The following is a 24,998-nucleotide window of genomic DNA, read 5'->3' on the forward strand; positions in this document are numbered from 1 at the left end:
TTTAGGCATGGGGATAAGGGAGATCACGGTGAGCGAGCAAACTTTGGAAGCCTTGGGGGATGACCGCTCTTTACTGTTGGTCGACGATGACGAACCTTTTCTGAAACGCCTTGCCAAAGCGATGGAGAAACGCGGTTTCGAGGTCGAGACGGCGGGTTCTGTTGCAGCCGGCACTGCCATCGCTACGGCGCGCCCACCGGCCTATGCCGTGGTTGACCTGCGGCTTACTGACGGCAACGGGTTGGACGTGGTTGAAACACTGCGTGAAAAGCGCCCCGATTGTCGTGTTGTTGTCCTGACAGGTTACGGTGCAATTGCGACGGCGGTGGCCGCCGTGAAAATTGGCGCGACCGACTATCTGTCCAAACCTGCCGATGCGACCGACATCACAAATGCGCTTTTGGCGACTGGTGACGACCTGCCGCCACCGCCAGAAAACCCCATGAGCGCGGATCGCGTGCGCTGGGAACACATTCAACGGGTATATGAGCTGTGTGACCGGAACGTGTCAGAAACGGCGCGGCGTCTGAACATGCACCGCCGCACCCTTCAGCGTATTCTGGCGAAACGCTCGCCGCGTTAAATCAGAACAGCGACACCGCTTCGCGCGCCGAGACCGAGTTTTCGCTCAGGCGCTGCGACGCAAGCAGGTGCCATTCCAGTTTTTCCTGACCAAGCGCCTGCGCTTCTTGCAGCGATGCGTGAACCTGCTTGGCCTGCTTGTCGGTCAGGGTCAAAGCCTCGACCAGTTCCGCGCGCACTTTGCGGATGGCTTCAACGCGGTTTGCGTATTCAGCCTCAGAAATGCGGCCCTCTTTCCGGGCTTCCGCAAGCACCAAAAGCTCCATGCTCTGGCTTTCGATCAGATCATCCAGATCAAGCTGCATGGCTGCCAGATCGGCTTCGGCCTTTTGCAGGCCACGACCAACGCCGTTGTGCGACACGATCTCGACTCGCTTCTTTACTTTGGCTTTTCCCGTCGCATGACCGATCAGCCCGCCAACTGTTGCGCCAACGACTGCCGAGCCTACGCATTTGTTAATACCTGCAGAAGCAATCGCAGCCGCGGCGCAGCCACCAATCGCGCCCATCGTCGCGCCTTGAACGGTTGATTGTCGGACCAGTTGTGCCGTCAGCTCGTTTAGGGCGGTCGCCTGTTGTTGTAGATTTTCTTCGGGCGTCAGCGTGCTTTCTGCCAGACTAAGCTGACCAACATCGTTTTTTGACACTTCGAAGGTTTTGGAAGACTGCGCGCAGCCACTTGTTATCACGAGCGCTGCGATACACGCAGCGACTTTGAATCCTGTACTCACTACCCTGGCCTCATCTGCCTATGTTCAGCCCCTATCGTTTGCGAACAATGGGGCCGTATTTTGTTTTTTGTTTACAATTCTTATGTTTGCACAATGCGATATGACTTGGAATTCTCGTGTGAGACCCCCTAGCACACTGGCTTTCGTGGCGTTGCTTTTTAGACGCAGGTCTGTTGACCCGATTGCGCTTACATCTGGGCGAGCAGCGTTTCGTGCCTTGCGACAAATTCCTCGCGCACCTCAACTGGCGGCCTGAGGGATATTTCCAATCCCGCAATCAGCGCAGGATCAGGGCGCCCGAAGAAGCGGTTCGCCTCGGATTCATCGAAACCCGCGATTTGCGTGGCTTCCATCCATGCGCTGACCTTATCGGCCTTTTTGATCTGCGCCTTCAGCCGTTTCGGCGTTACCGCGGCCAATCCGAACCGTATGTGGATAGCCCCAGCCAGACGATCATCAAGAACGCCGTAGTCTGGGCCAACCGCCGCTTTGACCGGTGAAATCATATCCCCAATTACGTATTCCGGCGCGTCGTGCAAAAGCGCGGTCAGGCGGGCTGCAACGCTAGAACTTGGGTAAAGGCGCTGAAACAGCTTTTCGACAAGGATCGAATGTTCGGCGACCGAATAGGGGAAATCACCCTTGGTTTGGCCATTCCAGCGGGCAACAAAAGCAAGACCATGCGCGATATCTTCGATTTCGATATCGACAGGCGTCGGATCCAAAAGGTCCAATCGGCGGCCCGACAACATTTTTTGCCATGCTCTTGGCTGTTTCGACATTCCCACTGCTCCGGACGTGACATTCTTGCCGACTGGTTCGCACAGAGCCGCGGATCACGCAACGAACCAGATGCTAGAAGTTGCCGAAATAGGGAAACGGTGCTACCTGCCACTCCAAACTCGGATTAATGAATGGAGGCCGTTGTGGCCAACGATTACATCGTAAAAGACATCTCCTTGGCCGAATTCGGCCGTAAGGAACTGGATATCGCTGAAACAGAAATGCCGGGCCTGATGGCGCTGCGCGCAGAATACGGCGAAGCAAAACCCCTGAAAGGCGCGCGCATTGTTGGTTCGTTGCACATGACGATCCAGACAGCGGTTCTGATTGAAACACTGGTTGCGCTGGGCGCGGACGTGCGCTGGGCGTCGTGCAACATCTTCTCGACCCAAGACCACGCAGCGGCGGCAATCGCGGCAGGCGGCACGCCCGTCTTCGCGATCAAGGGCCAGACGCTGGAAGAGCATTGGGACTATCTGGACAAGTCCTTCATGTTCCCTGAGGGCGCGAACATGATCCTCGACGACGGTGGCGACGCGACACTGTACGTTCTGCTCGGCGCACGCGCCGAAGCGGGTGAAGATATCATCCCCGTGCCGCAGTCCGAAGAAGAGGCCGTCATCAAAGCGCAGATCAAAAAGCGCATGGAACAGTCCCCGGGCTGGTTCACCAAAACACGCGACGCGATCAAAGGCGTTTCTGAGGAAACAACCACAGGCGTTCACCGCCTTTACGATCTGCACAAGAAAGGCCAGCTGCCCTTCCCTGCGATCAACGTGAACGACAGCGTCACCAAGTCGAAGTTCGACAACAAATACGGCTGTAAGGAATCGCTGGTTGACGGCATCCGCCGCGCCACAGACACCATGCTGGCCGGTAAGGTCGCGGTTGTGTGTGGTTACGGCGACGTTGGCAAAGGCTCTGCCGCATCGCTGGCAGGTGCAGGTGCCCGCGTGAAGGTGACAGAAGTCGACCCGATCTGCGCGCTTCAGGCCGCAATGGACGGTTTCGAAGTTACCGTTCTGGAAGACGTTGTTTCCACCGCTGACGTGTTCATCACGACAACAGGCAACAAAGACGTCATCCGCATCGAGCATATGCGCGAGATGAAAGATATGGCGATCGTTGGCAACATCGGTCACTTCGACAACGAAATTCAGGTCGCTGCGCTGAAGAACCACAAGTGGACCAACATCAAAGAGCAGGTCGACATGATCGAAATGCCCTCTGGTTCGCGCATCATCCTGTTGTCCGAAGGTCGTCTGCTGAACCTTGGTAACGCCACAGGTCACCCGTCGTTCGTAATGTCTGCGTCCTTCACCAACCAAGTACTGGCGCAGATCGAACTGTGGACCAACGGCGAAAGCTACAACAACGAAGTGTACATCCTGCCCAAGCATCTGGATGAAAAGGTCGCGCGCCTGCACCTGGATCGCATCGGCGTGAAGCTGACCAAGCTGAACAACGATCAGGCAGCTTACATCGGCGTTACGCCGGAAGGCCCCTTCAAGCCGGAACACTACCGTTACTAATCAGCGGAAACGCATTATCAGGAGAAGCCGTCAGTTTCGCACTGGCGGCTTTTTTATGCCTTTCGACGTCAACACTTTTGGAAAACAAAATGTGTTGGGTCGATTTTACCTGTAGAACGGCAGATTTTTGCATGGTGGGAATTGTGATGTGTCTTTTCCCTTGTTTGGAGTGCAAACCGCGCCTTAGGTTCTTTGCAGACACCATTTTGGGGTGATCGCAATAAAAACCAGGGGACTGATTTATGGGTAAAAGAGACGAATTGATCGCGAAATATGCGGACGATCTGCGCGGCAAGTGCGGCATGGAACCGGATATGGACCTTCTGACCAAAGTCACAATCGGCTGCGGCCCGGCAATTTATAACGCCGACGCGTCCACAGTTGCGGGCTCTCAGGCTGCGGAACTGGAAACAGTGAAAACAAACTTCCTGATGAAAAAGCTGGGCCTGAAAGACAGCCCCGAACTGATGGACGCCATCAACTCGGTCATCGAGACATACGGCAAATCCGAGCGCAACAAGTACCGCGCCGTAATCTACTACATGCTGACCAAACATTTCGGCAAAGAAAGCGTCTACAGCTAAGCTGTACGCCTACTGGCTATTGAAAGGCGTCCTTCGGGGCGCCTTTTTTGTTGCGGCGGTTTTTACTTAATTGCCGGATGCTTAGTGCTTCGCGAAACGCGATGTGCATGCTACGTTCTTTTCAGTTCGCCAGAAGGCCGATCTGACTGTTTCACGTGTTGTGTATGGGAGTGCACAGGGTGAGCAGGGGGCCGCCTTCTTGCGCGGTCCCCTGATACTATTTCCCGCCGGAATATCCGCCCATCTGACAGACTTTTGCCCATTCGGCTTCTGTCACAGGCTGCACAGACAAACGGGATTGCTTGACCAATGCCATGTCTGCCAATTCTTCGGTCTCTTTGACCTGATCCAGCGTTACAGGTTTTGGAAAGGCGGCAACCGCTTTGATGTCGACGCATTCCCAGCGCGGATCATCGGCCTTGCTGTCTGGGTGGGCTTCGGCAATCACCTCGACCACACCAACCACGGCCTTTTCAGACTGGGAATGGTAGAAAAAGCCCAGATCACCGACTGACATCTCGCGCATGAAGTTGCGCGCCTGATAATTGCGCACGCCGTCCCACTCTTCGCCTTCGTCGCCTTTGGCAACCTGCTGGTCCCATGACCATGTGGACGGCTCGGATTTGAACAGCCAGTAGCGCATCAGCCGATGACCTTTTTCCATTCAACCAGTTCGACCGACGCGAACAGGCCAGCCTTTGCATAGGGGTCGTTTGCCGCCCATGCCTCGGCCGCAGCCATATCTTCGACGTCCAGAATAACCAGCGATCCGGCCATGTCGCCGTCTACGATCAGCGGGCCCGCCTGCGCGACCACGCCTGTGTCCTTGATGTATCCAAGATGCGCTTCGCGGTTGTCTTTGCGAACCTGAAGTGCGCCGGCTTTGTCTTTGGCAAAAAGTGCAACGAGCATTTATTCCTCCTTCAATGGGCGCGAGAGCAGCTGATTAAGCGCCTCGGGCACCGTGATATGTCCTTCGCAGATGGCATTGACCGTTGTGCAAATCGGCAGGTCGAGCCCCTCTTTCTGCGCAATGTCTGCCATTGCCTTGGCCGTGGCAACACCTTCGACGGTTGTCGTTTTGTCAAACTCCGTGCCTGCGCCCAGCGCCATGCCAAAGCGATAGTTGCGCGACTGATCGGAGCAACAGGTCAGCGCCAGATCGCCCAGACCGGATAGGCCCACCAACGTCGTCGGATTGGCCCCCATGCGCTCAGCCACGCGCTGCATTTCGGCAAAGCCACGGGTCATCAGGGCGGCACGTGCGCTCACGCCAAGCTTTGCACCGATCACGATGCCACAGGCCACGGCAACTACGTTCTTAAGCGCACCACCAAGTTCGGCGCCGATCACATCCTTGCTGCGATAAATGCGCAGAACCGCGCAGGCCAGTTCGTTCTGAAGCTGTTCGCCCAGCGCCTCATCCGCGCAGGCAAGCGTCAGAGCCGTGGGCAGGCCCTGAGCAATATCGCTGGCAAAACTTGGACCGGTCAGAACAGCGGGAACGGCATCAGGCTTTTGGCGGGCGATTAACTGGGATGGGCCCGTGCCCGTCGTCAGGTCAATCCCCTTACAGCAGGCCACCACGCGCTGACCGTTCAGCGAAGCGTCGATGTTATCCAGAAGCCCCGAGACGGTTTGCATAGGCACCGCAACCAAAAGGGTCGGCGACTGCGCAGCCAATTCCAGATCCGGCTGGATCAACAGACCCTCAGGCAGGGTCGCATCGGGCAATTTCGGATTGACCCGAGTGCGCGCCATTTCAGCCAATGCATCCGGGTTCCGTCCCCAAAGCTGCACATCGCGGCCTTCACGCGCCAATGCGATTGCCAGCGCCGTTCCGAACGCGCCTGCCCCAAGTACCGAAATCGTCATGCCTTCGCGCCCTTTTTCCCCGACCCCAACAAGGGCGATGCTGCTTTGTCCAAAGGCCACCGCGGACGTGCCGACAGCGACATGTCATGCGTGACACCCTTGGAGAACAACTCTTGCCCAGCGTAGGCGATCATCGCCGCGTTGTCTGTGCAAAGCGCAAGGGGCGGCGCAATAAACGCGACGCCTTTTTCATCACACAGTGCCTGAAGTTTTTCACGGATCGCGCCATTGGCGGCGACGCCACCGGCAATGGCAAACGCGGGCTTGGCAGGAGCCATTTCAAGATAGACCTCTAGCGCGCGGCGCGTCTTTTCGGCCAACACGTCACGCACGGCCGCCTGAAACCCAGCGCAAAGGTCAAAACGATCCTGTTCGTAAAGCCCGTCTTGTTCCTTAACCAGCTTATCGCGCTGGCGAAGCAAAGCGGTCTTCAGACCGGAAAACGACATATCGCAGCCCTCTTGATCCAGCAGGGGCCGTGGCAGTCTAAAGCGTTTTTCGTCACCTGTACGGGCGTTCTGTTCAACCGAAGGGCCACCCGGTTGCGGTAGCCCAAGAAGACGCGCGGTTTTGTCGAATGCCTCGCCCGGGGCATCGTCGATGGTGCCGCCGAGACGCTGAAACTCTTCCACTGATTTGACGATCAGAAACTGGCAATGGCCGCCGGACACCAGCAGCATGAGGTAAGGAAATTCCAAACCATCGGTCAGACGCGGCGTCAGCGCGTGGCCCGCCAAATGGTTTACCCCGACAAGCGGCTTGCCAGACCCCGCCGACAGCCCTTTTGCCGTCATCACACCCGACAGAACGCCGCCAATCAGACCAGGGCCTGATGTGACTGCGATGGCATCGATTTCAGACAACGACGTATCAGCGGCCTTCAGTGCCTCGGCCACCGCGATATCAAGTTTTTCGGCATGCGCGCGCGCCGCGATTTCGGGAACGACGCCACCAAAAGCTGCATGCAGCTCTGTTTGCCCCAGCACAATGGACGACAGAATATTCCGCCCTCTGACTACCGCTGCTGCGGTGTCATCACAGCTGCTTTCGATCCCGAGCACTGTAAATGAAGGTTGATCCATGGGTCCTTCCCATTGCGCGACGCCAGCCTTGCAGGTAGCACCTGAAGCAACGCCTCACAATCCCGACAGGTTCATGTCCACACCCCGCGCCATAGTTTTGATGACCCGCCCCGAACCCGCTGCGCGCCAGTTCATCGCGGATTTGGGGGATTTGATTGACGGAACCGATGTCATTTATGCACCGCTGATCGACATCACATTTACTGGACCCCTGCCTGACCTCGATGGGATCAACGGCCTGATCTTTTCGTCAAAGAACGGGGTTGCTGCGTGGAAATATCTGGGCGGGCCCGTTTTGGAAACCTGTTATACCGTCGGCGATGCAACGCGTGATGCCGCCGCTGAACTGGGCTTCAATCCCATGTCTGCGTCGGGTGCGGCCAAGAATTTGGTCGATCACATCATCGCCGACCAGCCCAAAGCCCCTTTGCTGCATGTTCACGGCACGCACACGCGCGGCGCGATCGCCCAGACGCTGTCCCAACATGGGATAGAAACGCAGCAAGCCGTGATTTACGACCAGCCGCTTTTGCCTCTGAGTCCCGAGGCCATTCAGGCATTGGCCGGCGATATTCCCGTGATTGTGCCACTTTTTTCACCCAGAACGGCCCAGCAATTTATTGCCCAAGGTCCGTTCAAGGCAAAAATTTACATTGCGGCGATGAGTGAATCTGTCGCTAAACCATTAGAGAACAATGATTTTAGTGGCGTAGTGATTGCGGACAAACCCAATTCCCCTAGCATGACGAAAGCAGTAGCGCGACTATTGGCGCAGGTGCAGATGCTTGAGGGTCGCCCGACGGGGCACTAAGTTATCAACGCGCTCGGCATTCATCTGCCCATGGATTCGAAAGGTACCTACGCGTGGCCAAAGCAACGACCCCCAGAAAAACCACACGAACCACAAAGGCACGTACAACCAAGCCACGCTCAACCGCAGCGAAAACCACCGCAGCGGCTAAAAAGGCGACAGCAGAGGCCGAAGAGGTTGTAAAGGACGCGGTAGAGGCTGTTGAGCAGATGGAAAAGTCTGCCACCGAGGAAACAAAATCCGAGGCCCCTTCCGAGACAGAAGACGCAAGCGCGCCCGAGGACAAAGCCGAAGACGCGGCTGTAAGCGAAGATACCACTGACGCAGTGCCTGCATCTGACGATCAAAACGTTCAGGCGGAAGAAAGCACCGATAGCCCTGCTGACGACAATGCCGCCAAGGACGATTCCGAAACTGGTGAAAGCGCAACCGACACCACGCCAGAGCCTGTAGAGGAAGTTGAACAGCCCTCGGATGAGCTCAAAGACACCACGCCCACACCTGCACCGGTCATCAAAGAAACGATCGTTGAGCGGAAGGCGGGCTTTTTCCCGATGCTTTTGGGCGGCGTCGCCGCTGCGGTCGCTGGCTTTGGACTGTCCCAGTACCTTGGACCAAACGGCTGGCCGTTTAGCGATGGCGCAGGGTTCGAGGCCGAGATCACGGAAAAGCTGTCCGATCAGGAACAGCAAATCAACGCACTCGAAAGCCAACTGGCAGACCTAACGCCCCGTTTTGACGGTGTTGACGGGGGCTTTGCTGAAATTCAGACGTCACTTGGCGATATCGCAAGCCAAGCTGACGCACTCGAGACGACACTCGTCGCTACCGAAGCACAGATTTCGGCCCTATCCGAACGCATGGTCGAACTTGAGAAGCGCCCCATGGAGGATGCAGTTTCTCCTGCAACTATTGCTGCCTATCAAGCCGAACTTGATAAACTCGTTGCGTCCGTTGACGCCGAACGCGCTGAAATGGAAAAACAGCGTCAGGAAGTGGCCGATCTTGCCCAACGTGCTGTCGAAGCCGAACAAAGCGCCCAGCGCGAAGCTTTGGTTTCTGACCTGAAAATCGCCACCGCTACTGTGATCGCCGACGTGAACGCAGGCAAACCTTTCGCAGCATCGCTGGAACCTTTGATCGCGTCGAACATTGTGTCTGTACCCGAGGGCCTGACTTCGGTCGCAGATACCGGAGTACCAACGCAATCCGATCTTTTGAACAGTTTCCCCAAAGCCGCGCGACAGGCGCTGGCAACAGCACGAGCCAGCGAAGACGACGGAACACGGCCCAGCCTGACGTCCTATTTCGCGGCGCAGTTGGGCGCCCGTTCCGTGCAGCCGCGTGAAGGCGATGACGCTGATGCGGTGCTGTCACGCGCAGAAGCCGCAGTCGCGAACGGCGATCTGGAAGCTGCCTTCAAGGAAATCGAAGGTCTTTCGGATGACGCAAAGGCAGACATGGCCGAATGGGTGGCTGCCGCAAAAACCCGCTTTGACGCTGTATCTGCCATTCAGGCAATCAGCGCCGAATTGAATAAGGAATAAGGGTCACCACATGCTTTGGTCTTTGCTTAAAATCGTGATTTTCGTCACCATCGTGGCGGCCCTGACACTTGGCGCAAGCTATCTGATGGACTCGACCGGCGGTATTCAAGTGACCGTCGCCGGCGTCGAATACACCTTTGGCCCGCTGCAGTCGGTGATTGCTGCACTGGTCTTTCTGCTTGCTGCTTGGGTGCTTTTCAAACTCGTCGCATTGCTGGTTGCTGTCCTGCATTTCATTAACGGTGACGAAACGGCAATCTCGCGTTATTTCGATCGCAATCGCGAACGCAAAGGCTATGCCGCGCTGGCCGAGGGCCTGACAGCCCTGGCATCGGGCGAGGGTCGTCAGGCCATGGCCAAAGCCCAAAAAGCCGAGCGCTATTTACACAAGCCCGAGTTAACCAACCTTCTGACGGCACAAGCCGCCGAAATGACGGGCGATCGCAAGAAAGCAGAGGACGTCTACAAACGTCTTCTAGAACATGACTCGACCCGTTTTGTTGGTATTCGCGGCGTGATGAAACAACGTCTTGCCGACGGCGATACCGACACGGCGCTGAAACTGGCAGAACGTGCTTTTGCGATCAAACCCAAGCACGAAGAAATTCAGGACACCCTTCTGACCCTGCAAGCACAGGGTGGTGACTGGGCCGGTGCACGCAACACGCTGAATGCCAAGCTGAAGCACGGCACATTGCCACGCGATGTCCACAAACGCCGCGACGCTGTCCTGGCGCTGTCTCAGGCAAAGGCAATTCTGGAAGACGGCAACTCCATCGAAGCCCGCGAAGCTGCGATTGCCGCGAACAAGAACTCTCCGGATCTTATTCCTGCTGCTGCGATGGCTGCACGTGGCTATATCGAAGACGGTCGCAAGAAACACGCCACGCGTCTTCTGAAAAAGACATGGAGCGTTCAGCCCCACCCCGATCTTGCCGCTGCTTTTGCTGAAATCGAGCCGGAAGAGACCCCGCAAGAGCGCCTTAAAAGGTTCAATCTGCTTCTGAACGTGAACAGCGAACACCGCGAGGCGAAGCTTTTGAATGCTGAACTACATCTTGCAGCCGAGGATTTCCCCGGCGCGCGGAAAGCACTTGGCGATCTGGCAGAAACAGAACCGGATGCACGCGTACTGACTATCATGGCAGCAATCGAACGGGGCGAAGGCGCAAATGATGCGATTGTTCGCGGCTGGTTGGCCAAAGCACTTGCCGCACCGCGTGGCCCGCAGTGGGTCTGCGACAACTGTTCGAATATTCAAGCTGAATGGGCACCGGTCTGCGGCAACTGTGGTGCGTTCGATACGCTAAGCTGGAAAACGCCACCGAAAAACGAGGGCGCGATGCCCGTCGGTGCCGAAATGCTTCCGCTTTTGGTTGGGCAACCGGATATTCAAGAAGCTTCTGAAAATCCGTTGGTAAATCCTGAACAGCAAAAGCTGGATGAAGAAGTGTTGGAAGTTATCGCCACACCGGACGCGGAAGAAGATACCACGTCGGACAAGCTTCACTAAAAATCAATGATAACCAATAAACCGCGCCGAATTACGGCGCGGCTTATTGAGTAATAGCAATGTGAAAAGTGATTCTATCTTTAGTTAAACTGAGTGCAAACTTTAGATATATATTTATCCAAATATGTTCGCTGATTTATTCACAAGTCACTGAAACCCAATTTCTTTTTGCGCTTGGCAAAATCTGTCCTAACCGGAATTTGTGACTTCCTGCATACCACCCAAAATGGTAGGGATGTAGGGACGGGTACGCCTAAACCTGTCTGGGGGAATATTTTAGTGTTTGATCAAACCAACACATTCGAACCACAGATTGTTACCAAGCCTGTAGACTTGGCCGTTAAAAAGAACGCCAGCCCGCATTGGTTCTTTTTGGCGTGCAAACGACCTTTTGACATACTTTTCTGTATTGTTCTTTTTCCGATTTTCTTGGTCGTTGCGCTGGCTTTGCTCATCGCGAACCCGTTCTTAAACCAAGGTCCTCTTTTCTATTTCCAGCCGCGTATGGGCAAAAATTGCCGTGCATTCCGCCTGGTCAAATTCCGCAGCATGCGATGCACGGATAAGCTTAGCCGCAGCTCTAATGATCCACTTGAAACAGACCGCATCACGCCACTGGGTCGTTTTATGCGGAAATCGCGAATTGATGAACTCCCGCAGATCTTGAACGTACTTGCAGGCGACATGAGCCTTATCGGTCCGCGCCCAGATTACTTCCATCATGCCCGCCGTTTTGTGCAATCCGTTCCCGGCTATCGCGAACGTCACACCGTTCGACCCGGCATTAGTGGTCTGGCACAGATCGAACTTGGCTACATTGAGGGCCACGACGCGACTGAACGTAAGGTTAAATCGGACCTGCACTACATCAGAAATGCTGGCTTCCGTATGGAAATGTGGATTTTTTGGAAAACTATTTTAACGGTCCTTTTGCGCCGCGGTAGTTAAACAATAGCCCAGTATTGCCGCTTTCTATGGTTCAAGCTTGGCTGAGTTGCCTGCTATTGCTTTTTATGGCAATGATCGCCGCGAAACTACCTGGCCAGAAGATATGCTCGAAAACGTTCAAACCAATACGAAAATGCTATCAAGGTCACATTCTTCCACATTAGCCGAGAATGATGAGATCGACCTAGTCGAGCTTTTTACAGCCCTATGGCGCGGCAAGTGGCTGATCATAGCTGTCGCTGTTTTGTTCATAGTTGTTGGTGGATTTTATGCATTTCGCTTTGCGGTTCCTAAATACACGTCAACTACAAGCATTGCCCTACAGCTTAACGTTGAGACTTTTGTGGATATCGAAAGTGTTGTTTCTGGAGTCTCAAAAGAAGCGTCCAGCATGAACACAGAGCTGCATGTGATCCGTTCAAGAGGCCTGATTGAGAAGCTGGTTAACAAATTGAATTTGGTTGATGATCCTGAGTTCAATGAAGCCTTGAGACCAGAAGCAAGGTTTTCGCTTGGGCGTCTTTTGGGATTCATAAGCGCTTTAACTAGCGGAAATGAAGACCAGCAACCGTCTAATTCCGAGCTTACTTCTACCGTTACAGCCGCTCGAGAGGCGATCTCAGCGGTGCTCGTAAGGAACACTTATATCTTTGATATCTCTGCGACGACAACTGACCCTGAAAAATCCAAACTTATCGCAAATACGCTGGCTGATTTGTACATTGCGGACCAAGTTGAAACAAAATTTCAGGCCACCGAACAGGCGGTTACCTGGTTATCCGAGAAAGTGACCGAACTTGAAATTGAAATTCGGAAACAAGAAAACGACATTAAGGTTCTACGGTCGAACACAGAACTGATGGGCGAAGAAAGCCTTCAGGCTTTGAACCGTCAGTTGATCGATGTACGGGATCGACTGAATGAGACACGAGCGGACCTTGCCCTAAGCGAAACGCGTCTTGGTAAGATTGATGAATTTCGGCAGTCAGATAATCTGGAAGCCTTGGTAAATTTGTTGGGCGACCCAACCCTTAGACGTATTTACAGCCAACTCGGCACGGCGGACAGCTCGTCAAATAAACTTTTCGATGATCGCCTTTCGCTTTTGGCTGCACGTGAACAGACTGCAGTGGCTCGGCTGGAGCAGCAAATTGTAGCTCTGCAAGACGCAGTAGAGCGCCAGCAAAGATCAATTGAAGTTCAGTCAGCAGATTTTGTTCAGCTTCAAGAGCTTGAGCGCCAGATCGAAGCGACAAAAATCTTGTATGAAACATTTCTGACGCGACTAAAAGAAACAACAGTGCAACGCGGCCTTCAACAAGCAGACAGTCGTGTGTTGTCAGAAGCGCTCCTTGGTCAGTATGTCGAGCCTAAGAAACCACTCATTTTGATGTTGTCGGCTATTCTTGGCGTCATGATTGGCTCGGGCATTGTTCTTCTCAAGCAGTTTGTGCATTCCGGCTTTCGTACTGCTGAAGAGCTGGAGCAATATGCGGAATTGCCTATCTTGGGTCAAATTCCCAAAATGGAGTTCTCAAAGCGCGATCAACTCATCGATTACTTGAACACCAAGTCCACTTCAGCAGCCTCAGAAGCGGTCAGGAACCTACGTACATCCGTTTTGCTTTCAAACATCGACACACCTCCAAAAGTGATTATGTCGACGTCGTCTGTCCCGGGCGAAGGCAAGACCACGCAGGCGATCTCTCTAGCGCACAATTTAGCCGGAATGGACAAGAAGGTACTTTTGATTGAGGGCGACATCCGTCGCCGTACCTTCAATGAGTATTTCGATGGCTCAGGGAAACGAGGCGGTATTCTTTCCGCCATGACCGGCAATGCCCAACTTGAAGATCTTATCATCAGGGATTCACGCATGAATGTGGATATCTTGATGGGTGAGAAATCTTCAGTAAATGCGGCAGATATTTTTGCGTCAGAAAAGTTTAAACATTTTATTGATGATGTGCGAAGCCGCTATGACATCGTTATCATCGATACCCCGCCCGTTTTGGTTGTTCCGGATGCTCGCCTGATCGGTCAATTCGTAGATGCGATCATCTTCACAGTAGCATGGGACCGGACGACCAAAGCGCAAATCGCCGAGTCAATTCGCCAATTTGCGACAGCAAATCTGTCTTTGACCGGGCTTGTTCTGTCACAAATCGATCCGAAGGGTATGCGCCGTTACGGCTATGGCGGGCGTTATGGCGCCTATGCTGCTTATGGAGAGGGTTACTACGACACGTAATTACTTGTCGTAGTATTCGCGGAACCAGCTTACGAACCGATCAATTCCGTCTTTAAACGCGGTTTGAGGACGATATCCTGTCAAATGCTGCAGAAGGCTCGCATCCGCCCAAGTCGCAGGTACATCGCCCATCTGCATCGGCATGTAATTGCGGATCGCCTTTTTATCCAAAGACTCTTCGATCGCATCCACAAAATCGAGAAGTCGTACTTTCTCTGAATTGCCGATGTTCACCACGCGGAAGGGCGCGACCGGTGAAATGCTGTCGAAAGCGGGAACATCCGTGCGTTGGTCTGGCATTTCCGGGGCCGCGTCGATCAGCAATCTGATCGCGCGCACCAGATCGTCGACGTAGGTAAAGTCTCGGTACATGTCACCGTGATTGTAGATATCAATCGGACGATCTTCGAGGATTGCATCCACAAATTTATATAGCGCTAGGTCGGGACGACCCCATGGTCCATAAACTGTGAAGAAACGGAACATGGTTGTCGGCAGATCCCAAAGGTGCGCGTAGGAATGCGCCATCGACTCGTTGGCCTTTTTGGTCGCAGCATAGATCGTTAGCTGTGTGTCGGCCTTTTCGGTTTCCGTGAACGGCATAACCTCGTTCGCACCATAAACCGACGACGTCGAAGCCATCAGCAAATGCTGCACTTTAAGCCTGCGAGCAGCATCCATGATGTTGAACGTGCCGATCACATTCGAATCCAGATAGGCCCGCGGATTTTCAAGACTGTACCGAACGCCGGCCTGAGCCGCCAAATGCACGATCACATCGGGTTGGAAATTATCAATGGTTTTGTCCACCAGTTCCTGATCTTCCAGCATCCCTTCGGTGGCTGAAAAATTGCCATTCTGCAGAAGCATCCCATGACGTCGCTGTTTCAGCGCTACGTCATAGTAATCGGTCATCCCGTCATAGCCATGAACGACGAAGCCCTCTGAAAGCAAAAGCTTTGCGAGATGAAAACCGATAAATCCGGCCGTTCCTGTTATGAAAACTCTGGTCATTATTCCGATTTCCAATGCCGCTGAGATCAAACAAAACGAGGTGCGCTTTGATTTGCCGTCGGGCTAGCAGGTAAGCCCCTTGGACACAAGTTTGACCCAAAATGATTCACCTGACGCAACATGGGTTTTGAATAGCACCGGTCATATTCTTTCGGCATGATTTCAAATGTCCAAAATTATCCCGAAAATAGGAACAATTCCGCCTTTTCAGCTTAGTTTCACAAATTTTTGCTGGCTTGAGTTGTACCGTTCGCCTATGAATATACTAAACCACAAAGCTTTTTTTGGAGTGCTTGAAATGAAACTTGGCAACTACCTGGCGGCAGCCTTGATCGCATCTTCTGCAACATCTGCATTCGCCGGTGGCGAAAGCACAGCAATGGAAGTCGCAATCGCGTCCGACGCATGCAACGGCGGCGTTATCACATCTGCAGAGTTCCTGCCGAACGGTGAAGTTGGCGTAACATGTGCTCAAGAAGTTGCAGCAAAAGGCAGCCTGAGCGGCGGCGGTGCTGGTGTAGTAATCGGCGGTCTTGTTCTGGGTGCTCTTCTCTTGGGCGGCGGCGACTCCAGCTCCAGCAGCGGCACAAACTAATCACTTCTCTAAAAGTGTAGGATTAGAAAGCGCGCCCTTCGGCGCGCTTTTATTTTGCATGATCAACTTTGCACAAACGTTACTGTCCCATCTACCGAGATCAGACCAGCCGTTAATCTGCCTGTCGCAAATGCACCCGTATCAAGGGAGATACGCCCCTTTTCGCAGGATGGTTGATCAAAGATCGTGTGCCCATGCGCAACCCACACCCCATCGGTGCGTTCATTGACGAAGAACTCTCGATGGCCCCAGATCAGATGGCGCTGCTTTTGCTCATCAATTGATTTGGCAGGATCTGCGCCCGCATGGACAACAACGATATTTCCAGACGCATGAATGACAGGAAGCTGTTCGATCCAACCCGCAAGATCTTCGCCCAGCGCGTCGTACATCTTGTTTTGCGCCTCAAAAAGCTTCATGCCGCCAGACATTTCGGTCAGGCCGTTCACACCGATTTCCGCAAGCGTCTGCAGCCCACCATTCCGGACCCAGCGGCGCCCCTTTTCATCAGGGTCTGACAGGAAATCCAGCATCATCGCTTCGTGGTTTCCTTTAAGGCAGATGATGTCGTCACGCTCGGATAAAAAGCGAAGAACCTCGACGCTGCTTGGGCCGCGATCAATGTAATCACCAACGCAAACGACTTGGTAACCGTCAGGAATTTGCGCCAGAAGGTCCCGCAGAAGATCTAGCCTGCCATGAATATCACCGATAACAGCAAGCGGCGTTTCGGGCTTAGGTGGCGTCAAAGACCAGTCCATCGATACCGGCTTGGGTTCCTTGCCGAACAAACGGGACAACAAAGACTTTTTCTTCATATTCTTATGGCTCCGGCCGCCGTTGGGTAACCTGTGTTTTATCTTGAAAGCACCCGTAAATAGGGTCTTTCCACATCCCTTCCTACATACTGTTGTTGCCGTTTGACCACAATTTGGAATCCTGCTTTTGTATGGTATCCGCTAGGGTCAAATCTGGTTCGGTAATGGCCTAAACCGAATCCCAAATAAGCCATGGGGGGCTTTCGATTGAAGCGCGTTTCGTGCATTGCAGGCGTCCTGATGGGCGCGGCGTCAGCCAGTCATGCGACCGAGCTGACCACTGGGTATAACTCTTACGGGTTTCCCGGCCTGATCGAAATGCCCGCAGCCCATAGTCTGCCCGATGCCGAGCTTTCGCTCTCGACAAGTCACTTTGCGGGACAGACAAGAAACACGCTTACGTTTCAGGTCACTCCCCGATTGTCGGCGAGTTTCCGATACTCTCGGATGTCGCAGTACCCGATTTCTGACGGCACCGAGACAACCCGTTTTGACCGTAGTTTCTCGATCCACTACCGATTGATGGACGAAGGCAAATACCGCCCAGCGCTGGCGTTTGGATTGAACGATTTTCTGGGCACCGGCATTTACCGATCCGAGTACCTCGTCGCATCAAAAACACTAACGAACCAACTACGTGCCACAGCGGGAATCGGCTGGGGACGGCTGGGCACAGCAAATAATTTCAAAAACCCGCTAGGCATTCTGGATGAGCGCTTTGAAGACCGCGGTTCACGGGATGGAAATCTGGGTGGTGAAGTCGAATTCGACCAGATTTTCCAAGGTGATGCGGGCCTCTTCGGTGGCATTGAATACCAGCTGAACGACAAGCTTAGCTTTGCTGTTGAACTGTCTTCCGATGGGTACCCCCTGGAAAGTACCACTGCCTTTGATCTGAAGTCTCAGGTGAACTACGGGGTTACCTATACGCCGCGTCCCGGCGTGCATCTAAGCGCGCATTATCTTTACGGGTCACAATTCGGTGCACAGATCACCTTTGCGGTTGATCCCAAGACATCGAAGGCACCCAGCGGCCTCGAGGGCACACCGCCAGCGATTTCGCCCGCATCAGCCGTAGCTTTGGGTTGGGGAACCGAAGTTGCCCGATCAAATGTGCGCCTGCTTACAAAGCGCCGCCTTAGTGCGACCGGCATCACGCTGCACGCGCTTGATATTCGCGGCGCAACAGCCACGGTTGAAATCGAGAACGACACATATCGCGCCCTTCCTCAGGCAATCGGGCGCACAGCGCGTGTCCTGACCGGAACGATACCGAATTCCGTGGACACGTTCGAAATTGTGCCCGTCGTAAACGGCGTTCCCACCACGCGGGTCACCATTCGCAGAGCAGATATGGAAAGCCTTGCGCATGATCTGGATAACGTTTGGCTAAGCTATGCCCGCGCTGACATCGCGCCCGAATCCACGTCGATTGAGTCGCTGGAAGAGTTCTATCCCAAGCTCGACTTAGGCTTTGGACCCTACATCACAACCAGCCTTTTCGATCCGGATGCACCTATCCGTGCCGATCTAGGGGTCGAGGCACGCGCAACCTATCGGCCTGCGCCCGGATTTTTGCTAAAGGGGCGCGTCCGGAAGACGCTTCTGGGCAACAAGAATGAATCAACGCGTGAATCGGATTCGGTTATCCAACGTGTTCGGTCAGACACCAACCTTTATGAAAAGGAAGGCGATCCATCCATTCCGGAACTGACCGCCGCGTATTTCTTTAGGCCATCTGACAACGTCTATGGCCGTGTGACGGTCGGATATCTTGAGCCCCAGTATGCCGGTGTTTCAGGCGAGCTTTTGTGGAAACCCGTCGACAGCAATCTTGCGCTTGGGTTTGAGCTGAACCATGTGAAACAACGCGAGTTCGAACAGCTTTTCGGATTCCGCGAATACGAAGTCACAACCGGTCACGCATCTCTGTACTATGACTTTGACAACGGTTTTTCGACACAGATTGATGCCGGCCGTTATCTTGCCGGCGATTGGGGTGCCACACTGGCAGTCGACCGTACATTTGAAAACGGGTGGAGCGTCGGTGCCTTCGCCACCCTGACCGATATTCCCTTTGAAGACTTCGGCGAAGGCTCTTTTGATAAGGGTATTCGCCTTAGCGTACCGATGTCGTGGATCACCGGCAAACCGACCAAGCAAACATATTCGACCGTCCTACGCCCGCTGACACGGGATGGTGGCGCGCGGTTGAATGTATCGGATCGTTTGTATGAAACGGTTGCGGAAACCCACCGTCCCGACCTTCAGGATAAATGGGGGCGGTTCTGGCGATGAAACCTACCTTCGCAATTGTCATCGCCGCCCTGTCATTGTCTGCTTGCAGTGGCTTGCCCGCGCTACCGACGCGGGCAAAAGCCAGCAACAAGGTCGTTGTGCTGAACACACAGAAGGTAGCCACACCCACGATCAGGGTCTTTCTTGAATCGCGCGGTGCGTCTGCGGTCTTGACCGCCGATAGCACCCTTGGTGCCGTCACAAACTGGACCGATGCCTCGGGTGTGTCTGTTGCGCTGAATCAGGGCCTTGTCGTCGAAACGCGGGGGTTGGGCGACGACATGATGTCATCCGACGTCTCGAATAGCCTGATGGCGCTTAAAGGCGCTTTCGGCGACGCATACTATGAACGATTTCAAACCACACTTGGTGGTGAGTTAGAGACGGAATTCCGGGCATTCCAATGTCAGGTTTCAGACCGATCTGCCACCACGATTAAAATCAGCTCAAACACCGTGCCGGTGACAAGAATTGTTGAAACTTGTTCTTCGATCGGGTTTTCCGTTTCCAATACCTACTGGCAGGGGGCCAACGGCACGCTCTGGCGGTCTCGCCAATGGATCAGCGAAGGTGTCGGGCACATGACAATCGAACGACAGCCGCGATAGGCCGCACGCTTTTAGAAGGAATGACCATGATACGTCTTTGGAAAACACTCGTACTTGGCACGTGCCTTGTGACCGCGGGCTGCGGTGTAACCTACACTTCCCCAACCGTAAAAAGCCAATCTGCAGGCGCAGAGGTTCGCGTTGTCGATCTGGACGCACAAACCGTTCTGGTCGCCAACCGCGCCCCTTATACGCCTAAAGCGCTGCCAGCAGCGTTTTTCCAACAAGCAGGCGGCGGTCAACTGCGTGGCGCTGGCGCCCTGCCCGAAGCGCCGTATGTTCCCAACGAAACACGCAAACCGCTTGAGTTGCGCATTCCGCCGACACCGCCGGTCGAAGCCTACCGTATCGGTGTAAGCGATGTTCTGTTGCTGGCAACGAAGTCCGGCGGCACAACAATCGAAGAACTCAGCGGTCTTTTGACGGCCCAAAACAAGCGGCAGGGGTATACCGTCCGTGACGACGGCTCGATCTCGATCCCTGATCTTGGTCAGGTGATGGTCGCTGGCCTGACACTGGAAGAAGCTGAAGCGCGTGTTTTTCAAGCGCTGGTAGAGAACGGAATTGATCCCGCCTTCTCGCTTGAGGTCGCCGAGTTCAATTCGAAACGTGTCGTTGTAGGCGGCGCCGTCGGAAGTGCAAAAATCCTGCCCTTAACACTGAACCAGATTGACCTGAGTGAAGCGCTGACTGCGTCGGGCGGCGTTCAGGTTAAGAACGAAGAATTTGCCTCAGTCCGTATTTACCGTGACGGCACGCTCTACCAAATTCCGCTGGAAACGTTCTTTGCCCGCCCTGATCTTCAAAAACTGAAGCTGCAGGATGGCGATGCTGTTTACGTCGACACAAACTACGACCTGGATCAGGCGCTTGCCTTCTATAATAGCCAGGTCGAAGTCATCCAGATGCGCCAGCAGGCGCGTAGCAATGCCCTGAACGAACTGCAGGCCGAGATTTCGATCCGCAGTGCAGCCCTGAACGAACAGCGTACGAATTTCCAAAGCCGTCTCGATCTGGGCGCGGAAAAACGTGACTACGTTTATCTGGCAGGCGAGGTTTCAAACCAAAGCCGTGTGGCCCTGCCCTTCGGCCAGCAGGCAACTTTGGCCGATGTACTTTATGAAAAAGGCGGATTTAACGTAACAACGGGCGACCCGTCCGACATCTACGTTCTGCGTCCTTCCAGCAACCCTGCTGAATTCGGCGCGGTGACCGCATGGCATTTGGATGCAGGAAACGCCATCAACCTGACCCTGGCAACACGGTTCGAAATGCGCCCGAACGACATCATCTTTATCGAAGAACAGCCGATTACATCGTGGAACCGCGCAATGCAGCAGTTCTTCCCGGTGCTGATCAACAGCGCACAGCAAGCGGTTCGGTAATCAAAATATCCCCCGCTCATCACGGTGGGCGGGGATTTCTATTCTTCACGACGCTTCATCAACACGTGAAGTCGCGATCTTTCATTTGCAATAATCCCCCGCGAACAGAAAAGTCTGCCCTAAACAGGAGACCGCACATGTTCCGCATTATCAGCGCCCTTTTTATTGCATTGGCCCCCGCTTCAGCCGTTCAGGCCGACCAGATCATCGTAGCGGGTGGATGTTTTTGGTGCGTAGAGGCCGATTTCGAAAAGGTGACCGGAGTGTCGTCTGTCGTGTCAGGCTACACCGGTGGAGCAAAGGCAAACCCGAGCTACAAGGACGTTTCCGCTGATGGCTCTGGCCACTTTGAGGCCGTCAAAATCACCTATGATCCGAAAATCGTGTCACGCCGTACGCTGTACGATATGTTCCTGCGCTCCATCGATCCACTGGATGCCGGAGGCCAGTTTTGTGATCGTGGAGACAGCTATCGCACCGCGATATTTGTCAAAAACGATGCAGAAAAGGCCGATGCGATCGCGGCGTTGAAGGATGGCATGCAAGTCTTGGGACAGCAAATTGTGACACCCGTCCTATCCGCCAAACCGTTTTACAAGGCCGAGAAGTATCATCAGGACTACTACAAGAGTTCCGAAAAAACGCTGACACGGTTCGGGTACATCACCCGTTCTGACGCCTACAAAAAATATCGTAGCGCCTGCGGACGTGATCAGCGGGTTAAACAGGTCTGGGGGTCAAACGCGGCCTTCACAGGCGGTTGAACCGCGCGTCTTCGATGTCTTTCAAGTCAGGGATCACATCCGCCGTGCCTTGACGAGTAACCATGATAGCAGCGGCCTTTGTTGCCAGATCAAGCGATTGCCGCATGGAAAATCCACGGTCCAAACCGGCGACCAGATACCCCGTGAACGTGTCCCCAGCACCCGTCGTGTCCACAGGATCAACCTGAATGGCGGGCACGTCGATCTGTTCGCCCTTGTCGGTTTCGTACCAACGACACCCCTTTGAGCCCAGCGTCACAACGATGTCTTTGACCGGCAGGTTTTCGGGGCTTAGGCCTGTCGCCTCTTCCAACTGTGCTGCCTCGACCTCGTTCAGAACCAGCATGTCGATCAGGGGCATAACATCCTGAACCGCGTCAGCATCAAAGGGCGCTGCGGCATAAATGATGCGCATTCCGCGCAAGGACGCGGCCTCGGCTGCTTCGCGCTGTGCGTTGGTTTCGTTCTGGAACAGAAAGCTGTCTTCTGCAGTGGCCTGGGCCAACGCGCCTGAAATCTCTTCCGGGTCCAGACAGGTGTTTGCACCATGAAAGAGAAGAATGCTGTTCTCACCGTGATCGTCGACTGCAATCACTGCATGGCCGGATTCCCCTGAAACAGTGACAATCTCGCGGGTATCGACGCCATATTCGGTTAGGCGATCAACCATCCAGTCACCACCATGCCCAACGGCGCCGATGTGGACCACCCGCGCAGCGGCGCGCGCAGCCGCGACGGACATATTCGAGCCCTTGCCACCCAGAAAACGGGTGAACGACGTCGATGCCAGCGTTTCACCGGGTTCGGGAAGGTGCGGCACACGGTACACCAGATCGGCGTTGATGGATCCGAGGTTGAAGACAGTCATGGATTTGGTCCCGTAAAATCTACGGGACCAAAGTGCATCACAATGTCAGGCAGTGCCAGCGATTAACCGACTTTGCAGGCGGCCAGAATGGCCATGTTCAGGATGTCGTTCGCTGTTGCGCCTGTCGAACACAGCTGGATCGACTGCCCGACACCAGCAAGGATCGGACCGATCACGGTCGCGCCGGCCATTTCTTGCACCAGCTTAACGCTGATCGATGCGCTGTGGCGTGCGGGTACAACAAGAATGTTCGCCGGGCCAGTCAGACGCTGGAAGGGATAGGCCTCTTGCGCGCGAGAATTTAGCGCCACGTCGACGGTCATTTCCCCTTCGTATTCGAAATCAACGCCGCGACGGTCCAGCACGCTTGGGGCAAGGTGCATCTTTTCGGCGCGTTCAGACACCGGATACCCGAAGGTCGAGAACGATACGAACGCGACACGAGGTTCAAGACCTAGGTGGCGAGCAACGCCTGCAGCACGCTCTGCGATGTTTGCGAGATCTTCCTCGTTCGGCCATTCATGGACCAGCGTATCCGAGATCAGAACGATACGGCCTTTGTGCATCACGGCTGTTACACCTGCGGCACCCGTATCGGCATCCGCGTCAAACACACGGTTGATACGTGACATAACATGTGCGGATTTACGTGTAGCGCCCGTGACCAACGCATCGCCATGGCCGTGGGCCAGCATCAGGGACGAGAAGATGTGGCGATCGCGCGCTGCCATCCGGTGCACGTCGGATTTGTCGATGCCCTTACGCTGAAGGCGCGAATACAGAAGCTCTTTGTAGGAATCGAGGTGCTCAGTATTCGCCGCATTGACGACCTCGATCTCATTCACGGCATCGCCCAGACCAGCTGCCTCAAGCTTTGCTTTCACGTCATCGACACGGCCAACAACCAAGGATTTACCGTAACCGGACCGCTGGTAGGACACGGCCGCCCGCAGAACACGCGGGTCGTCGCCTTCGGCAAAGATCATGCGGGCTTGGGCCGCGCGTGCTCGTGCGCTCAGACCCTGCAGGATCGAGGCCGTCGGATCGAGGCGCGTCTTTAGGTTCAGCTCGTAAGCGTCCATATCGATGATCGGACGACGCGCGGCACCGGTATCCATACCAGCCTTCGCAACTGCGGGTGGAATGCGATAGATCAGACGGGGGTCAAACGGCGTCGGGATGATATAGTCGCGACCGAACTTCAGGGTTTTGCCATAAGCAACCGCAACCTCATCCGGCACGTCTTCGCGTGCCAGTTGGGCCAATGCATGGGCACAGGCAATCTTCATTTCGTCGTTGATGGCGCGCGCATGGATGTCCAGCGCACCGCGGAACAGATAGGGGAAGCCCAGAACGTTGTTTACCTGGTTCGGGTAGTCAGAACGGCCTGTAGCAACGATCGCGTCGGGGCGAACCTCGTGCGCTTCTTCCGGTGTGATTTCCGGATCGGGGTTGGCCATCGCGAAGATAACGGGATTCGGGGCCATCGCCTCGACCATAGCCTGAGTCACCGCACCTTTGACCGAAACACCGAGGAAAACGTCCGCGCCTTTCATGGCCTCTTCTAGGGTACGCAGTTCAGTGGTGATGGCGTGGGCCGATTTCCACTGGTTCATACCTTCGGTACGGCCCTGATAAATCACGCCCTTCGTATCGCAAACGATGCAGTTGTCGTGACGCGCGCCCATGCTTTTCAGCAATTCGATACAGGCAATCCCCGCAGCGCCCGCACCGTTCAGAACGATCTTAACGTCTTCGATCTTTTTGCCCGAGATATGCAGCGCGTTCAGCAGGCCCGCTGCACAGATAACCGCAGTGCCGTGCTGGTCATCGTGGAAGACAGGAATGTCCATCTCTTCCTTTAGGCGCTGTTCGATGATGAAGCATTCCGGCGCTTTGATGTCTTCAAGGTTGATTCCACCAAACGTCGGGCCCATCAGCTTAACCGCTTTGCAGAATTCGTCCGGATCTTCAGTATCCAGTTCGATGTCGATCGAATTCACATCGGCAAAGCGTTTGAACAGAACCGACTTACCTTCCATCACTGGCTTGCCGCCCAGCGCACCCAGATTGCCAAGGCCAAGAACCGCTGTGCCGTTGGAAATGACCGCAACAAGGTTGCCCTTGTTTGTATAATCATAAGCCAATTCAGGGTTTTGCGCGATTTCTTCGCATGGAACAGCCACACCCGGCGAATAGGCCAGCGACAAATCCCGCTGGGTTGTCATGGGTACGGTCGCTTGCACCTCCCACTTGCCGGGGGTCGGCTCTAGGTGGAAATTAAGCGCTTCTTCGCGGGTCAGTTTTGATTTCGACATGGCACTCTGGTTTTTTGCTGGAAATTCGGGTTTTACCCGAAGTTTGGCCGCCTTAATGTCATGCCAAATCCTCTGGGGGAAGGCTCGTGAG

Annotated in this window: 23 protein-coding genes; 13 read left to right on the plus strand and 10 right to left on the minus strand. The window is 54.6% G+C overall.

The annotated features are described in order from the left end of the window. The first annotated feature begins 7 nt into the window (after positions 1 to 7). On the plus strand, positions 8 to 583 hold the full coding sequence (locus C4S59_RS12060) for an ActR/PrrA/RegA family redox response regulator transcription factor (protein WP_200813216.1): 576 nt from the start codon (positions 8 to 10) through the stop codon (positions 581 to 583). Between the two features lies 1 nt (position 584). Here the strand turns inward: C4S59_RS12060 and C4S59_RS12065 are convergent, their stop codons facing one another. After that, complete coding sequence (locus C4S59_RS12065) at positions 585 to 1,229, minus strand: hypothetical protein (RefSeq protein ID WP_146064537.1); 645 nt, start codon at positions 1,227 to 1,229, stop codon at positions 585 to 587. 272 nt (positions 1,230 to 1,501) lie between these two features. After that, entirely contained in the window at positions 1,502 to 2,095 is a 594-nt protein-coding gene (locus tag C4S59_RS12070) for a hypothetical protein (RefSeq protein ID WP_103910749.1), read from the minus strand. 144 nt (positions 2,096 to 2,239) lie between these two features. On the opposite strand from C4S59_RS12070, the gene ahcY reads away from it, so the two are divergent. Both ahcY and C4S59_RS12080 read left to right on the plus strand, forming a co-directional pair. Next, positions 2,240 to 3,628, plus strand: a complete 1,389-nt coding sequence (gene ahcY, locus C4S59_RS12075; protein ID WP_103910857.1) for an adenosylhomocysteinase — start codon at positions 2,240 to 2,242, stop codon at positions 3,626 to 3,628. A gap of 242 nt (positions 3,629 to 3,870) precedes the next feature. Further along, the gene (locus C4S59_RS12080; protein ID WP_103910750.1) at positions 3,871 to 4,212 is read left to right on the plus strand and encodes a DUF2853 family protein; all 342 of its coding nucleotides are present in this window, start codon (positions 3,871 to 3,873) and stop codon (positions 4,210 to 4,212) included. A 217-nt stretch (positions 4,213 to 4,429) separates the two neighbouring features. Here the strand turns inward: C4S59_RS12080 and C4S59_RS12085 are convergent, their stop codons facing one another. Genes C4S59_RS12085 through tsaD form a run of 4 tightly spaced genes read right to left on the minus strand, consistent with a single transcriptional unit; the run spans position 4,430 to position 7,169 of the window. Then, the gene (locus C4S59_RS12085) at positions 4,430 to 4,855 is read right to left on the minus strand and encodes an EVE domain-containing protein (RefSeq protein ID WP_103910858.1); all 426 of its coding nucleotides are present in this window, start codon (positions 4,853 to 4,855) and stop codon (positions 4,430 to 4,432) included. Further along, on the minus strand, positions 4,855 to 5,124 hold the full coding sequence (locus C4S59_RS12090; protein WP_103910751.1) for a YciI family protein: 270 nt from the start codon (positions 5,122 to 5,124) through the stop codon (positions 4,855 to 4,857). The genes C4S59_RS12085 and C4S59_RS12090 overlap by 1 nt, the downstream gene beginning before the upstream one ends. Continuing rightward, positions 5,125 to 6,087 (minus strand): NAD(P)H-dependent glycerol-3-phosphate dehydrogenase, encoded by a 963-nt coding sequence (locus tag C4S59_RS12095; protein ID WP_103910752.1) that lies wholly within the window; start codon positions 6,085 to 6,087, stop codon positions 5,125 to 5,127. Then, entirely contained in the window at positions 6,084 to 7,169 is a 1,086-nt protein-coding gene (tsaD, locus tag C4S59_RS12100; RefSeq protein WP_103910753.1) for a tRNA (adenosine(37)-N6)-threonylcarbamoyltransferase complex transferase subunit TsaD, read from the minus strand. The genes C4S59_RS12095 and tsaD overlap by 4 nt, the downstream gene beginning before the upstream one ends. A gap of 100 nt (positions 7,170 to 7,269) precedes the next feature. Here tsaD and C4S59_RS12105 point away from each other — a divergent pair, with 100 nt between their 5' ends. The 5 genes from C4S59_RS12105 to C4S59_RS12125 all read left to right on the plus strand — a co-directional run bounded on the left by C4S59_RS12105 (position 7,270) and on the right by C4S59_RS12125 (position 14,239). Next, positions 7,270 to 7,980, plus strand: coding sequence for a uroporphyrinogen-III synthase (locus tag C4S59_RS12105; protein WP_234994752.1), 711 nt, complete (start codon positions 7,270 to 7,272; stop codon positions 7,978 to 7,980). A 53-nt stretch (positions 7,981 to 8,033) separates the two neighbouring features. Continuing rightward, positions 8,034 to 9,527, plus strand: a complete 1,494-nt coding sequence (locus tag C4S59_RS12110) for a mitofilin family membrane protein (RefSeq protein WP_103910755.1) — start codon at positions 8,034 to 8,036, stop codon at positions 9,525 to 9,527. Positions 9,528 to 9,537: 10 nt separating this feature from the next. Beyond that, a complete protein-coding gene (locus C4S59_RS12115; RefSeq protein WP_103910756.1) occupies positions 9,538 to 11,040 on the plus strand; it encodes a heme biosynthesis protein HemY in 1,503 nt (500 codons plus the stop codon). Between the two features lie 279 nt (positions 11,041 to 11,319). Beyond that, positions 11,320 to 11,988 carry a sugar transferase gene (locus C4S59_RS12120; RefSeq protein ID WP_234994753.1) on the plus strand — a complete coding sequence of 223 codons (669 nt, stop codon included), beginning with the start codon at positions 11,320 to 11,322 and terminating at the stop codon, positions 11,986 to 11,988. A gap of 37 nt (positions 11,989 to 12,025) precedes the next feature. After that, a complete protein-coding gene (locus tag C4S59_RS12125) occupies positions 12,026 to 14,239 on the plus strand; it encodes a polysaccharide biosynthesis tyrosine autokinase (RefSeq protein WP_146064538.1) in 2,214 nt (737 codons plus the stop codon). On the opposite strand, the gene C4S59_RS12130 is transcribed toward C4S59_RS12125, so the two are convergent. Further along, positions 14,240 to 15,253: a GDP-mannose 4,6-dehydratase gene (locus C4S59_RS12130; RefSeq protein WP_103910758.1), complete on the minus strand. Its 1,014-nt coding sequence runs from the start codon at positions 15,251 to 15,253 to the stop codon at positions 14,240 to 14,242. A 166-nt stretch (positions 15,254 to 15,419) separates the two neighbouring features. On the opposite strand from C4S59_RS12130, the gene C4S59_RS12135 reads away from it, so the two are divergent. Beyond that, entirely contained in the window at positions 15,420 to 15,848 is a 429-nt protein-coding gene (locus C4S59_RS12135) for a hypothetical protein (RefSeq protein WP_146064539.1), read from the plus strand. A gap of 62 nt (positions 15,849 to 15,910) precedes the next feature. Here C4S59_RS12135 and C4S59_RS12140 read toward each other — a convergent pair whose 3' ends face one another. After that, on the minus strand, positions 15,911 to 16,666 hold the full coding sequence (locus C4S59_RS12140; RefSeq protein ID WP_234994754.1) for a metallophosphoesterase: 756 nt from the start codon (positions 16,664 to 16,666) through the stop codon (positions 15,911 to 15,913). A 207-nt stretch (positions 16,667 to 16,873) separates the two neighbouring features. On the opposite strand from C4S59_RS12140, the gene C4S59_RS12145 reads away from it, so the two are divergent. From C4S59_RS12145 to msrA, 4 genes are all read left to right on the plus strand, one after another. Further along, entirely contained in the window at positions 16,874 to 18,964 is a 2,091-nt protein-coding gene (locus C4S59_RS12145; RefSeq protein WP_160006855.1) for a YjbH domain-containing protein, read from the plus strand. Then, positions 18,961 to 19,572: a YjbF family lipoprotein gene (locus C4S59_RS12150; RefSeq protein ID WP_160006858.1), complete on the plus strand. Its 612-nt coding sequence runs from the start codon at positions 18,961 to 18,963 to the stop codon at positions 19,570 to 19,572. Before C4S59_RS12145 ends, C4S59_RS12150 begins: the two co-directional genes overlap by 4 nt. Before the next feature lie 26 nt (positions 19,573 to 19,598). Continuing rightward, positions 19,599 to 20,957: a polysaccharide biosynthesis/export family protein gene (locus C4S59_RS12155; protein WP_103910861.1), complete on the plus strand. Its 1,359-nt coding sequence runs from the start codon at positions 19,599 to 19,601 to the stop codon at positions 20,955 to 20,957. Between the two features lie 137 nt (positions 20,958 to 21,094). Next, positions 21,095 to 21,721: a peptide-methionine (S)-S-oxide reductase MsrA gene (gene msrA, locus C4S59_RS12160; protein ID WP_103910762.1), complete on the plus strand. Its 627-nt coding sequence runs from the start codon at positions 21,095 to 21,097 to the stop codon at positions 21,719 to 21,721. Here the strand turns inward: msrA and C4S59_RS12165 are convergent. Together C4S59_RS12165 and C4S59_RS12170 are read right to left on the minus strand one after the other, a co-directional pair. Continuing rightward, positions 21,708 to 22,589, minus strand: coding sequence for a ribokinase (locus tag C4S59_RS12165; RefSeq protein ID WP_103910763.1), 882 nt, complete (start codon positions 22,587 to 22,589; stop codon positions 21,708 to 21,710). The genes msrA and C4S59_RS12165 overlap by 14 nt on opposite strands. Positions 22,590 to 22,651: 62 nt before the next feature. Continuing rightward, on the minus strand, positions 22,652 to 24,907 hold the full coding sequence (locus tag C4S59_RS12170; RefSeq protein ID WP_103910764.1) for an NADP-dependent malic enzyme: 2,256 nt from the start codon (positions 24,905 to 24,907) through the stop codon (positions 22,652 to 22,654). Positions 24,908 to 24,998: the final 91 nt, after the last annotated feature.

The organism is Thalassococcus halodurans, from assembly GCF_900108225.1.
Lineage (GTDB): Bacteria > Pseudomonadota > Alphaproteobacteria > Rhodobacterales > Rhodobacteraceae > Thalassococcus > Thalassococcus halodurans.